Below are 12,582 nucleotides of genomic sequence, written 5' to 3' on the forward strand. Positions count from 1 at the left end.
CCTCATGAAAGGTATAACACATAACTTAAATTTTTATATCTACCATTGAGCTTGAATTATCCTGACTCGACGGCTCGCTTATTCCTTCAGATATACCTGACTGTTGCTTATTTTGACTCTCCTCATCCTCAGACAATTGTTTGTACTCCTTGGGATCCTCTTTAGGTATACGCATCGTCAGCGCTTTCCCATATAATGCTGGGTCATGCTTGATTAAAAATTGATGATCCTTCGTTGGAACTTTATCTCCGGAGGAAATACGTCTTGCAATTTCTAAACATGTTGTATAAATTTTTAATGCGTCTTCCTCTGCCTTCACTCGCTCTTTGGCAGCCTCAGTTTCTCTCTTTAGTTGCTCTGCTATCTTTTTTTGCCTTTCTAGTTCTTGCTCCCTCTTTTGCTTCTGCATCAATTGTTTTTCCTCTTCAATTGCTTGTGTTGCTGAATTTGTTAGTTTATGATCAGTGACTGGCTGATGATATTGGTTATATTCAATGCGCATCTATTTTCCTCCTTTCAATATTAAAAGAGCTTCTTACTTTAATATTCGGTAAAAACCATATCAAATGAACTACAAATTTAGATATTTTTCCAGTTAGTAACTAAGAGGAATCCATAAACTCTTAATTACTCTCTAAAAGATGAAGAAATGAAAAAAGGCTTCTCAAAAGTTTACACAACTAATGAAAAGCCTCTATTAAATCCATTATATTATCAAAATGTTAGCATTTCGCCTTTTTTACCCTATTTTATATTGAGGGCTAAAGCGATTGATTACATCATGCCAGGCATACCCATACCGCCCATATCAGGCATTCCTGGAGCTGCTGGTTCTGGAATATCTGCTACAACTGCTTCTGTTGTTAAGAATAGTGCTGCTACAGATGCTGCGTTTTGTAGAGCTGAGCGAGTTACTTTCGCTGGGTCTACTACGCCCGCTTCAATCATATTCACCCATTCACCTGTTGCTGCATTGAAGCCTACACCGATTTCTTCACGTTTTAGACGATCCACGATGATTGAGCCTTCAAGTCCAGCATTGTTTGCGATTTGGCGAACAGGCTCTTCTAATGCACGTAAAACGATTTTTACACCTGTTGCTACATCGCCCTCTTCTGTATCTGCCACCTTTTCAACAGCTGAGTACACGTTAAGAAGTGCAGTACCACCACCTGATACGATACCTTCTTCAACAGCTGCACGAGTTGAGTTCAGTGCATCTTCAATACGAAGTTTACGTTCTTTTAACTCAGTTTCTGTTGCAGCACCAACTTTGATGACTGCTACACCACCTGCTAATTTTGCAAGGCGTTCTTGTAATTTTTCTTTATCGAATTCTGAAGTTGTTTCAGCAAGCTGAGCACGGATTTGACCAATACGGCCTTCAATTGCATCTGCACCGCCAACACCTTCTACGATTGTTGTATTGTCTTTTGTTACAACCACTTTCGCAGCGCGACCAAGTGATGTAATATCAGCAGATTTAAGGTCTAAGCCTAATTCTTCTGTAATCACTTGACCACCTGTTAGAATGGCGATATCTTCAAGCATCGCTTTACGACGGTCACCAAATCCAGGTGCCTTAACAGCTACAGCATTGAATGTTCCGCGAAGTTTGTTTACTACAAGTGTTGCAAGAGCTTCCCCTTCAACATCTTCAGCAATGATTAAAAGTGGACGACCTTGTTGTACCACTTGTTCTAATAATGGTAATACTTCTTGAATGTTTGTAATTTTTTTATCTGTAATTAAAATGTATGGGTTATCAAGAACCGCTTCCATTTTATCTGTATCAGTTACCATGTAGTGTGAAGCATAGCCACGGTCAAATTGCATACCTTCTACAACATCAAGCTCTGTTGTGAAGCCTTTAGATTCTTCGATTGTAATAACACCATCGTTACCAACGCGCTCCATTGCCTCAGCAATAAGTTGTCCAACTTCATCATCAGCAGCAGAGATGGCAGCTACCTGTGCAATTTCATCTTTATTGCTTACAGGGCGAGAAATAGCGTGTAATTCTGTTAGTGCAGCAGCAACTGCTTTATCAATTCCTTTACGAATACCAACAGGGTTTGCACCAGCCGTCACGTTTTTCAAGCCTTCACGAATAATTGCTTGTGCCAAAACTGTCGCAGTAGTTGTACCATCACCTGCGATTTCATTTGTTTTAGAAGCAACTTCTGCTACTAATTTTGCACCCATGTTTTCGTATGGGTTTTCTAGTTCAATTTCTTTTGCAATTGTTACACCGTCATTAGTAATAAGCGGTGAACCGAATTTTTTTTCTAAAACCACATTGCGCCCTTTTGGCCCTAATGTAATTTTAACTGCGTTTGCTAATTTATCTACACCTTGTAACATTAATGAACGAGCTTCTTCTGAGAATTTAATATCTTTTGCCATTTGAATTTACCCTCCTGAAATGGAATATTCGTTAAGCTTCATCAATATATTTATATCAATTTCACCATACTGTTATTGTCATATGTGACAATCATTATAGGCATTGCTTTATTAAAGCATTGAATTATTCAATAATTGCAAGAATATCGCTTTCGCGTAAGATTAGGTATTCATTACCCTCATACTTAACCTCTGTACCAGCGTATTTTGAGAAAATAATGCGGTCGTCAACTTTAACGTCAAGCTCTACACGTTGTCCGTTTTCTAACACACGACCTGTCCCAACTGCTACAACTTTACCCTCTTGCGGCTTTTCTTTTGCAGAGTCTGGCAGTACAATACCGAATGCAGATTTTTCTTCTACCTCGATTAGTTCAATTACAATACGATCTCCTAGTGGTCTTAACAAGTGAAACAACCTCCTAATAATTAAATGTTTGTTGAGAGTTTATTAGCACTCTATCTAGTTGAGTGCTAACACAATTATTATGATAATCAATCACACTTTTTTTTGCAAGTCAGAACTTCGAAAAATTTTGTTTTCTTTCCAAATTCCTCTACAATAGAAAGGTAGCATAATGAATGGAAAGGATTTTGACTGTGACTAATTCTCAAAAAGTAATTAAACATAAAAAAACAGCCCTATATGTTTTATTGATTTATATCCTCATGCAAATATCAGGCAAATGGCTGATAGAACCGTTTCACAAGCTTGTTATGAGTACTACTGGTTTAGCTAGTGCACAAGCCGCTCCACTTACACAAGGCTGGTATATTGCACTAAGCTTCGCCATAGCATTAATCCTTAGCTTATTCCTAACCTCCCGCGATAAAACGTTTTGGGATATTTATCAGGGAAAGAAAGAAACGATACCACTATCAATTATGTGGGGAATTATTGGTTTCTTCTTAGTTTTCATCGGCCAAATGATTGGCGCAGCTATTGAAATGGCTGTATTTGGTATCCAAGGTGGTTCGCAAAACACGGCTGATATTGTCGCTATTGCTAAAGGTGCTCCTATTGCGATATTGGCAATTGTCGTATTTGGACCAATCCTAGAAGAGTTCGTCTTCCGCCGTGTTATTTTTGGATCGCTTGTCCAAACAACAAATTTCTGGATAGCAGCAATAGTAAGTGCTATTTTCTTTGCTCTTATTCATAGGGACTTTTCACATATCTTGCTTTATACAATTTGTGGATTAATTTTTGCCTTCTTATACCACAAGACAAAACGCATTTGGACGTCCATTATCGCCCACGTCATGCTGAATGGTTTTGTGACACTTGTACAAGTGTATGCAGAACAGTTACAAAAGTTGCTTGATGAACTACAAAAAATGCAATAAAAAATCAGTGGGAGCTTTTTTTCCCACTGATTTTTCCTTTACAATAAAAAGCTCAATACACATGCATCGAGCTTCTATTATTTATTGATTTAATTCTTCAATCTGTCGTCGCTGCTTTTCAAGAGCCTCTTCAACCTGCCGTTTTTGCTCAGCTTCCTGTTCCTCTTTTAATCGCATTTCTTCTGATTTCAAATATTTTTTATAGCCAATACGCGAAATCATAATACTAATTTCATAAAGAACAAACAAAGGTACTGAAACCATTAAATGTGAAGCCAGCTCAGGTGGAGCGATTATGGCAGCACATACAAACAAACCAAAATAGGAATACTTTCTAAAACGAACTAGTATTTCAGGTGATAGCATTCCGATACGTGAAAAGAATAGGACTACTACCGGCAATTGGAAAAGGAAACCAAATGGTATTGTAAGTCTAAATAAAAATGAAAAATACTCCTTTATGCCAATTGTCGGCAGTACCTCTAATTCATTCGATAAACTCATCATAAATTTTAGGACATAAGGAAAGAAGTAAAAGAAAGAAAAGGACAACCCTGCTAAAAACAATAAAAACGAATACGGAATATACTTTAAGGTTGCTTTTCGTTCTATGTCCCTTAGTCCTGGACTTATAAATGCCCACATTTGGTACATCAATATCGGCGAAGAAACAATAAATGATATTAAAAAAATAACTTGGATATAAATTGAAAGTGGTGTCACTACATCAAATGAATGGAGCTCTATATTATAGGATTCCCCAGTAATTTGAAGATATTTAACAATTGGCTTTGCAACAAAAAAGCCTGCAATCATAGCAAGAACAAAGAAAACGGCAACAATGAAAAGCCGCTTTCTTAATTCTTCTATATGTTCAATAACAGTTAGATCTTTTGGATTCATTCCTCAACATCCTAACTTACTTATCTAGTTCTTTCTTTTTCTTATCATCATCTTCATCGTCGGCTAAACCTTTAGTAGCATTTTTGAATTCACGTAGTGTTGAACCAAATGCTTTACCAAGCTCTGGTAATTTCTTAGGGCCAAAAATTAGTAACGCGACAACTCCGATAATAATGAGGCTCATTGGACCTATTGGACCCATTTCAGCCACCTCCTCTTTATATCCATCATTTTAACGCATATTTCGCCATTTTGCTAACTAATTATATGTGAAAGTTTTTCGTCACTCTTATAGATTACTTCTTATTTTATTTCATATTTCTATTTGACAGAAACTGTGAACTATACTTGGAATTATGTATTATTTTCACTCTTCCTGATTACGAATTAAATAAATAAGTGCCTGTAATTCGACAGACAAATCTATTGTTAAGAGTTGCATTTTATCTGGGACAGTAATGCGCTCTGGGGTAAAATTTAAGATACCCTTAGCATTCATGGCCGCTAGACGATCAGCCATCTTTTGTGCTGAGCGTGGTGAAACTGTTAAAATGGCTAGTTCAGCGCCATATTCTGCATATTTTTCCTCCAATAGATCAGGGTGAAAAACAGGGATATTACTAATCATTTTGCCATCCTTTGGAGCTTTAGAATCGAATGCTACAACGATATGTGTATTATGGTTCTTTTGAAAATTATATTTTAATAGAGCACTACCTAAATTCCCTACACCGATTAACGCTACTTTTGTCGTTTCATGTTGATCCAGCGTCTGGCTAAAAAATTTTAATAAATGTTGAACATCATAGCCATATCCTTTTTTCCCAAGTGCACCAAAATAAGAAAAATCACGGCGAATGGTTGCTGAATCTATTTTCATCGCCTCACTTAGCTCCTTCGATGAAATTCGTTCCATGCCTTCGTGCGCAAAGTTTTGGATAAAACGATAGTAAAGAGGAAGTCTTTTAGTAGTGGCTTGTGGAATTTTTAATTCTTGTTTCAAAATTTTTCCTCCTTGTATGTATCAAAATTCGCCTAAACATATTTTAAATGATACATGCTTATTGAACTACTTACAAAGTTTATTATTTCTAATTGGAGAATTTCCCTTTAGTTAATGGCGCCATTTACGCCACTAACTAAAAGGAAATCGTTTCAATCTTACATGACAGCTCGGAATAAGTAAAGCATCGACATTGCAAGCACATCGTTCATCCATTACACTAAGAAAGAATTGAGGTGTCAAGAATGATTGTTTTACAGGTCAATCAACTATATAAATCCTTCCTTGCAGATGAAATATTAAGTGGCGTTAAGTTAGAAGTTCAACATCGTGATCGCGTTGCATTAGTAGGACGAAATGGCGCAGGTAAGTCTACTCTACTAAAAATAATTGCTGGTCAAATGTCATATGATGCGGGCGATATTATTATTCCTAAGGGCATACAAATCGGCTATTTAGAGCAGCACGCTGGATTAAACTCAACCTTGTCGATTTGGGATGAAATGCTAACCATTTTTGAACCGCTTTTGGCACAAGAAAAGACCCTTCGCTCACTAGAACAACAAATGGCTGATCCAGCAGTTTATGAAGATACTATTTTATATGCCAAAATAATGTCTGAGTACGATCAATTACAGCATAATTTTAAGGATGCAGGTGGCTATCAATATGAATCTGATATCCGTTCAGTGCTTCATGGCATGCAGTTTTATCCTGAGGATTACGAAAAATCCATTCGCTCATTATCAGGGGGACAACGAACTCGTTTAGCACTTGCTAAGCTTCTCTTAAGTAAACCAGATCTTTTAATACTAGATGAGCCTACTAACCATTTAGATATTGAAACGCTATCCTGGCTGGAATCTTATTTAAAAGGCTATGAAGGCGCGATTCTTATTGTTTCCCACGATCGCTATTTCTTAGATCAGGTTGTATCGATTGTCTATGAAGTCTCACGTCATCGTGTAACAAAATATACAGGTAATTATAGTGCTTATTTGGATGGAAAAGCGAAAAATTATGAGCGTGATATGAAAATGTTTGAACGCCAGCAAGATGAAAAAGCCAAGCTTGAGGAGTTTATTCAAAAAAATATTGCACGTGCTTCTACCACAAAGATGGCACAAAGTCGCCGTAAGATGTTAGAACGAACAGAATGGATGGAATCTCCTGATGGCGATGAAAAATCGGCAAGCTTTGGTTTTACAATTGATCGTCAAAGTGGAAATGATGTATTATCTGTGGATGATTTAACAATAGGTTATAATGCTAAAAAAATATCAAGTGGCATTCATTTGCGTACCTATAGAGAAGATCGAATTGCGCTTGTCGGGCCAAACGGCGTAGGTAAATCCACTCTATTAAAAACTATTGTAAAAGATTTATCTCCACTCTCTGGAGAAATTCGTTATGGAACAAATGTTCAAATTGGTTACTATGATCAGGAGCAGGCAAAGCTCACAAGCAATAAAAGTGTTTTAAAAGAGCTTTGGGACGAATGGCCATTAATGAATGAAAAGGATATTCGGACTGTTCTAGGCCGCTTCCTATTTAGTGGTGAGGATGTAGATAAAGCTGTATCCTCTTTATCTGGCGGTGAAAAGGCTAGGCTTGCTCTTGCTAAATTAATGATGCAAAAGGCAAATTTCTTAATTTTAGATGAGCCTACTAACCACCTAGACTTAGATAGCAAAGAGGTCTTAGAAAATGCATTGATTGATTATCCTGGAACATTATTATTTGTATCACATGACAGATATTTTATTAATCGAATCGCTACGAAAGTAGTTGAACTATCTGGTGACGGTTCCTTCGAGTACTTAGGTGACTATGATTACTATCTTGAAAAGAAACAGGAACTATTAGAACTCGCGCAAATGAAGGCTGCTACATCTCAGGATCAAACAGATGTAACAGAAAAAGTCTCAACCTCTAAAATTGATAAAGAGGCAAAAAAACGAGAACGTCAAATAAGGCGTTCAATTGAGGAACTGGAAGATAAAATGCAAAAGGTAATTGCAGAAATAACCCATTTAGAAGCTGAACTTTGTGATCCAGAAATTTTCACAAACCATGAGAAAATCTTACAGCTTCAAGAGGAATTATCCACTGCTAAAGAACAACATGAGCTATTTGAGTTAGAGTGGCTCGAACTTAATGAAGAACTTGAAAATATCATTGTCTAGCTAGATGTAAAGCCATGTACCTGACACATGGCTTTTTTCTTTACCTACGTTTATATTTCATATATATTGGTCAAGTGCTATTTTTCGACAAAAACTGCCCACAGCTTTATGCACACAAAGAATCTAGTAATACCAACATATCAACAGACTTTTCCACATTATCCACAGATTCAAATTATTTTACTCACAGTTTTATGTGAAAAACATGCTACTATATATAGAATAACCACAAGTTATGCACAGGTTATCAACATTTTGTGCATAAGTACGGATGTTCGTTGTTTCTATTCCCTCACAACCTGTGGATAATTATCTGAAAAATTTGTCAATTCATCAATGCTCACCATGTAATATTTCTACATTTTTTTCACATATCAAAAAAAGGTATCATAGAATTTAATCTATGACACCTCTTTCTTTTATTACACCCAGGATTTCAACTCCATTCCAGGGCGACCATTCATCGTTAAATCTCCCCGTATACCTGCTTCAAACATTGGTGTAGCTGCTGCCCCTATCATCGCAGCATTATCTGTACATAGCTTTAATGGAGGAACAAAAAATGGAATGCCCTCTTCAGCAAAAACCTTCTCAAGCGATGTACGCAAGCCCTTATTAGCTGCCACACCTCCTGCCGCAATGACTTGTTTCACTTTATATTCACGTGCGGCACGTAGTGTTTTTGCTGTTAATACCTCAACCACACTCTCCTGAAAGCCTTTAGCAACAGCAGAAGGAGATATTTTTTCACCGCGTTGATCCATATTATGTTTGTAATTAATTACTGCCGATTTCAAGCCACTAAAGCTAAAATCATACGAATCTTCTTCTAGCCAAACTCTTGGAAAGGATACTGCCTCACAATCCTCCTGTGCAAGCTTGTCAATACGTGGTCCTCCAGGATATGGCAAGTTTAGAACACGTGCAACCTTATCGTAAGCTTCACCTGCTGCATCGTCTCGCGTTTCACCTATGACATCAAAAGAGCCGTGTTCCTTCATATACACAAGCTCGGTATGGCCTCCCGATACAACAAGTGCTAAAAGTGGGAATTCCATTGGCTGGACAAGTGCATTTGCATAAATATGACCTGCTATATGATGAACACCAATAATCGGTAAATTGTTAGCGAAGGCAAAGGCCTTTGCAGCATTAATTCCTATTAACAATGCACCTACTAGACCTGGTCCCTCTGTTACAGCAACTGCATCTAAATCACTTGGATTTATATTTGCTTGTGCTAGGGCTTCTTCAATGACCACCGTAATTTGTTCAACATGATGGCGGGACGCAATTTCAGGTACAACCCCACCAAATCGTTTATGACTTTCTATTTGAGATGCAACAACATTCGAAACAATCTCACAGCCATTTCGAATAATTGCTGCTGCTGTTTCATCACAGCTCGACTCGATTGCTAAAATTATTTGATTATCCATTATAAATTCACCCACATAACAAGGGCATCCTCCCCATTATCTGTATAATAGCCTTTTCGTAAGCCACCATCTTGGAAATCTAACTTTCGGTAAAGATTTTGAGCAACGGTATTCGTTACTCTCACCTCTAAGCTCATGATTTCCATCTCATTCTGTTGCGCAATTCGCATAGCCTCTCGCATTAATCCTTCACCAATCCCACGGCCACGAGCTGACTCTATAACAGCAACATTCGTAATTTGTGCAGCGTCTACTACCATCCACATACCGCAAAAACCAATAATGTGATCCTCTTCATCTATAGCTAACACATAATGTGCGTATTGATTTTCATGTACTTCATAGTAAAAAGAATCTAGCGTCCATGGCGTTGGGAATGTAGCAAGCTCGATTGCATATACAGCCGGAACATCATCAGAAACCATTTTACGGTACGTTATATTACTACTCATCCCTTTTCTCCTTCTGCTCCTTTAGCCAGTTTGCCTCTGCCTCTGCAATACGTTTGTATTGTGGAATAAAGTGATGAACTGCCTCCACACAAGGTAGCTCTAAGGTTGATGCTAATCGAATTGTTTCACTTGCTCGAGGCAAATCATAACTAAAAGGTGCACGACGGGCATCATCACCTAGTACTTCTACAATCCTAGACCAAAAAACAGCTACATCGGCTCCAACAAACAAAATAGGTTCCTCCAGAGTTTTTAAACGTGCTAATAAGCCATCAATATGATCATGATAGTCATCCAAAATAGTGTCTAATTCTGAACCCCTATAAACTCCCGTATATACATTATTTCTTCGCGCATCAAAAATTGGGCAGATAAATCCTTCATATAAAGCGGCATTTGCAGCTAATGCTTTCAAGCTTGATATCCCAATTAGAGGCTTTTGCAGTGTCCATGCTAGTGTTTTGGCCAGTGTTACACCAATTCGTACCCCTGTATAGGAACCTGGCCCTTCAGATACCGCAATTGCATCTAACTCGCTTGGCTTTATGTTGGCTCGTGCAAGTACATCCTCAATAGCAGGCATCGCTCCTGCTGAATGTGTTAATTTTATATTTTGTACAATCTCTGCAATCACTTGCCCATCCCTTACAACAGCAATAGACAGCGGTGCATTCGCTGTTTCAATCCCTAACCAAATCATTTTATTAGCTCCTCACATAATGCCTCATATCGCTTTCCACGAGGTGTTAACACAAATCGTCGTTGATTTTCCTCGATTCGGTAAATCTCTATTCCTAAACGCTCCTGTGGTAAATCTTGTTCAATTAGATGTGCCCACTCTACAACTGATACAGCATCTCCGTAAAATAGCTCATCCCATCCAAGATCTTCGTCACTTTCAGCTAATCGATAAACATCTAAATGATTGAATGGTAAACGTCCTTCATATTGTTTCACAATCGTAAATGTTGGGCTATTTACCGTTCTCTTTACACCTAGCCCTTTCGCTAAGGCTTTTGTAAATGTCGTCTTCCCGGCACCCAAATCCCCCTCCAACGTTATCGTATCCCGGGCTTCTAGTAAATTGGCAAGTTTCAATGCAAAGCTTTCAGTATCATCCAGTGAGTTCATTATTATTTCATACATCATGTCTTTTTCCTTTCCAAGCTACATTATCTCTAGTTTACCGAAACAAGCGTAAATGTTCAAAGCATCCAATGATTCTTAAAAAATTAATTTAAGTACACACAGAAAGATCAATTATGCCTTAGCATAATTGCATCCTGAATCGGCTTTGTACTTAGACCTGATTGATGCAGGTCAGTTAGCCGTTATCGCATGGAACCTATGATTTTAGGCGAACATCCTTTACTAATTCCTTTTCAATTCCATGACATCCGCTGGAGGCTTTAGGCCAACAGATGTTTTTTCGTGCGAAAGCACAGTGTTAACGAAGCAACATGATGTTGTCACTCAGTCGTATGTTGTTGTTGTTGTTGTTGCTGTCGCTTCGCTTTCGCACAGTTAAATTGCCACAGGACGTGGCGTTCTTAGACTGAGTTCCGCTATTTCAGCGGGTTTGGACACCCACTGGATAGTAGCTTAAATTCGCATTCATCTCGCCACCTATAGAGGTGGGAGGTTTCTTATCTGCCGCTACACTTACGCGCATAAAATATCTGCCACTATGCTTTCGATACAAAAAACATTTGCTGAAAGAAGTTAAAAACACGTCTCCTTTATGGAAGAAGCATTTATGTTCATAAATTAAGTATTCTATTTGCCCTATGGTAAAACGAAACAAGTTATACGGCAAGTCTACTCATAATCTACGACAGTCATTCTATTAAGTATAAGTTGATTTCTATCTAGCAAAAATACTAATCAATCATGCATTTGTACACTTCAATTTAGCAATCCCCCCTTAAAATAAAGATTTCCTTATGTATTCGACAAAATAAAAAGCTAGTATAGCCCAATAAAATTTAGGAAAAGAAATTACCTTCATTTTGCCACATTCACAAAAATCTCCTTGATTCAAAACAATGATCAAGCTCTATTTTACTGGAGGCATGTAAATCAACAAGAACTTACACATGTAGGAAATATTCTTCTATCTATTTAACGGGCTATATTTACCATAAATTTCATATTGGCATTTAATACTCAAATAAAAAAAGCTCTTATGATTAATAAAATCATAAGAGCTGCAAATTTAACATTTAAAATGGCGGTCCCGACCGGGATCGAACCGGCGATCTCCTGCGTGACAGGCAGGCATGTTAACCGCTACACCACGGGACCTTTCTAAGACATTAATAAATATATCATAGAGAAACTATACATGCAATCTTTTTTATCACTTTAGTTGTAATAGATTACGAAATAATAACTGGTCGCAAGTTCAAAATCAGCTTATCATCATCACTTAAAACATTTTCCATTTTTTTATATTTTTTCTGGTCGATAAATTAAAGCCAGAAAGTACATCCATTAAACCATTTAAATCTCTAAAAGAAACAATCCTTTTTTGAACTGCTCTTAAATTTAAATGCACAAATTTTACTCAAGGTATTTCTAATATAAAAATTAATATTAATAAAAGTATCCATATCTATTATGAGTAAGACACAACTATAAATGAGAATATCCTTTTATAAACATCTATGAAAGATCAACAGTGTAACTCGCTCGAAATTTTTTAAACACGTTATTATCATTCTGCAACCATAATAAAAAAGCCAAGGAATTAATCCTTGGCTTTTTAAATGCCTAGCGACGTCCTACTCTCACAGGGGGAAGCCCCCAACTACCATCGGCGCTAAAGAGCTTAACTTCCGTGTTCG

General features: G+C 37.5%; 12 protein-coding genes, 1 tRNA gene and 1 rRNA gene. 2 read left to right on the forward strand and 12 right to left on the reverse strand.

Going from position 1 to position 12,582, the window contains the following annotated elements; all coding sequences use genetic code 11:
- Positions 1 to 25: 25 nt before the first annotated feature.
- From AC2CGN_RS21805 to groES, 3 genes are all read right to left on the reverse strand, one after another.
- On the reverse strand, positions 26 to 502 hold the full coding sequence (locus AC2CGN_RS21805; RefSeq protein ID WP_484516191.1) for a hypothetical protein: 477 nt from the start codon (positions 500 to 502) through the stop codon (positions 26 to 28).
- A gap of 272 nt (positions 503 to 774) precedes the next feature.
- Positions 775 to 2,406 (reverse strand): chaperonin GroEL, encoded by a 1,632-nt coding sequence (groL, locus tag AC2CGN_RS21810; RefSeq protein WP_286927240.1) that lies wholly within the window; start codon positions 2,404 to 2,406, stop codon positions 775 to 777.
- A 124-nt stretch (positions 2,407 to 2,530) separates the two neighbouring features.
- Positions 2,531 to 2,815, reverse strand: a complete 285-nt coding sequence (gene groES, locus AC2CGN_RS21815; RefSeq protein WP_054771925.1) for a co-chaperone GroES — start codon at positions 2,813 to 2,815, stop codon at positions 2,531 to 2,533.
- A gap of 173 nt (positions 2,816 to 2,988) precedes the next feature.
- On the opposite strand from groES, the gene AC2CGN_RS21820 reads away from it, so the two are divergent.
- Positions 2,989 to 3,753 (forward strand): CPBP family intramembrane glutamic endopeptidase, encoded by a 765-nt coding sequence (locus AC2CGN_RS21820; RefSeq protein WP_429983224.1) that lies wholly within the window; start codon positions 2,989 to 2,991, stop codon positions 3,751 to 3,753.
- A gap of 81 nt (positions 3,754 to 3,834) precedes the next feature.
- Here AC2CGN_RS21820 and tatC read toward each other — a convergent pair whose 3' ends face one another.
- The 3 genes from tatC to AC2CGN_RS21835 all read right to left on the reverse strand — a co-directional run bounded on the left by tatC (position 3,835) and on the right by AC2CGN_RS21835 (position 5,659).
- Positions 3,835 to 4,656, reverse strand: a complete 822-nt coding sequence (gene tatC, locus AC2CGN_RS21825; protein ID WP_484516194.1) for a twin-arginine translocase subunit TatC — start codon at positions 4,654 to 4,656, stop codon at positions 3,835 to 3,837.
- Between the two features lie 16 nt (positions 4,657 to 4,672).
- On the reverse strand, positions 4,673 to 4,858 hold the full coding sequence (locus AC2CGN_RS21830) for a twin-arginine translocase TatA/TatE family subunit (RefSeq protein ID WP_283869783.1): 186 nt from the start codon (positions 4,856 to 4,858) through the stop codon (positions 4,673 to 4,675).
- 165 nt (positions 4,859 to 5,023) lie between these two features.
- Positions 5,024 to 5,659 carry a redox-sensing transcriptional repressor Rex gene (locus tag AC2CGN_RS21835; RefSeq protein ID WP_283869784.1) on the reverse strand — a complete coding sequence of 212 codons (636 nt, stop codon included), beginning with the start codon at positions 5,657 to 5,659 and terminating at the stop codon, positions 5,024 to 5,026.
- 245 nt (positions 5,660 to 5,904) lie between these two features.
- Here AC2CGN_RS21835 and abc-f point away from each other — a divergent pair, with 245 nt between their 5' ends.
- On the forward strand, positions 5,905 to 7,845 hold the full coding sequence (abc-f, locus tag AC2CGN_RS21840; RefSeq protein ID WP_484516196.1) for a ribosomal protection-like ABC-F family protein: 1,941 nt from the start codon (positions 5,905 to 5,907) through the stop codon (positions 7,843 to 7,845).
- Between the two features lie 422 nt (positions 7,846 to 8,267).
- Here abc-f and tsaD read toward each other — a convergent pair whose 3' ends face one another.
- The 6 genes from tsaD to rrf form a co-directional block, all read right to left on the reverse strand.
- Positions 8,268 to 9,284, reverse strand: coding sequence for a tRNA (adenosine(37)-N6)-threonylcarbamoyltransferase complex transferase subunit TsaD (gene tsaD / locus AC2CGN_RS21845; RefSeq protein WP_429983226.1), 1,017 nt, complete (start codon positions 9,282 to 9,284; stop codon positions 8,268 to 8,270).
- Positions 9,284 to 9,736 (reverse strand): ribosomal protein S18-alanine N-acetyltransferase, encoded by a 453-nt coding sequence (gene rimI, locus AC2CGN_RS21850; protein WP_286927245.1) that lies wholly within the window; start codon positions 9,734 to 9,736, stop codon positions 9,284 to 9,286. The genes tsaD and rimI overlap by 1 nt, the downstream gene beginning before the upstream one ends.
- Positions 9,729 to 10,436 (reverse strand): tRNA (adenosine(37)-N6)-threonylcarbamoyltransferase complex dimerization subunit type 1 TsaB, encoded by a 708-nt coding sequence (gene tsaB, locus AC2CGN_RS21855; protein WP_484516199.1) that lies wholly within the window; start codon positions 10,434 to 10,436, stop codon positions 9,729 to 9,731. The genes rimI and tsaB overlap by 8 nt, the downstream gene beginning before the upstream one ends.
- Positions 10,433 to 10,882, reverse strand: a complete 450-nt coding sequence (gene tsaE, locus AC2CGN_RS21860; RefSeq protein ID WP_484516201.1) for a tRNA (adenosine(37)-N6)-threonylcarbamoyltransferase complex ATPase subunit type 1 TsaE — start codon at positions 10,880 to 10,882, stop codon at positions 10,433 to 10,435. Before tsaE ends, tsaB begins: the two co-directional genes overlap by 4 nt.
- A gap of 1,082 nt (positions 10,883 to 11,964) precedes the next feature.
- Positions 11,965 to 12,040 (reverse strand) — tRNA-Asp (locus AC2CGN_RS21865).
- A gap of 466 nt (positions 12,041 to 12,506) precedes the next feature.
- Positions 12,507 to 12,582, reverse strand: a 5S ribosomal RNA gene (gene rrf, locus AC2CGN_RS21870); the annotation flags it as partial.

The sequence above is a fragment of the Lysinibacillus sp. DFXJR4 genome (assembly GCF_057196045.1).

What these genes read in the sequence shown, in the direction of transcription:
- AC2CGN_RS21805 (WP_484516191.1), bottom strand. Translation starts at nt 502, where the DNA reads ATGCGCATTGAATATAACCAATATCATCAGCCAGTCACTGATCATAAA.
- groL (WP_286927240.1), bottom strand. Translation starts at nt 2,406, where the DNA reads ATGGCAAAAGATATTAAATTCTCAGAAGAAGCTCGTTCATTAATGTTA.
- AC2CGN_RS21820 (WP_429983224.1), top strand. Translation starts at nt 2,989, where the DNA reads ATGGAAAGGATTTTGACTGTGACTAATTCTCAAAAAGTAATTAAACAT.
- tatC (WP_484516194.1), bottom strand. Translation starts at nt 4,656, where the DNA reads ATGAATCCAAAAGATCTAACTGTTATTGAACATATAGAAGAATTAAGA.
- AC2CGN_RS21830 (WP_283869783.1), bottom strand. Translation starts at nt 4,858, where the DNA reads ATGGGTCCAATAGGTCCAATGAGCCTCATTATTATCGGAGTTGTCGCG.
- abc-f (WP_484516196.1), top strand. Translation starts at nt 5,905, where the DNA reads ATGATTGTTTTACAGGTCAATCAACTATATAAATCCTTCCTTGCAGAT.
- tsaD (WP_429983226.1), bottom strand. Translation starts at nt 9,284, where the DNA reads ATGGATAATCAAATAATTTTAGCAATCGAGTCGAGCTGTGATGAAACA.
- rimI (WP_286927245.1), bottom strand. Translation starts at nt 9,736, where the DNA reads ATGAGTAGTAATATAACGTACCGTAAAATGGTTTCTGATGATGTTCCG.
- tsaB (WP_484516199.1), bottom strand. Translation starts at nt 10,436, where the DNA reads ATGATTTGGTTAGGGATTGAAACAGCGAATGCACCGCTGTCTATTGCT.
- tsaE (WP_484516201.1), bottom strand. Translation starts at nt 10,882, where the DNA reads ATGTATGAAATAATAATGAACTCACTGGATGATACTGAAAGCTTTGCA.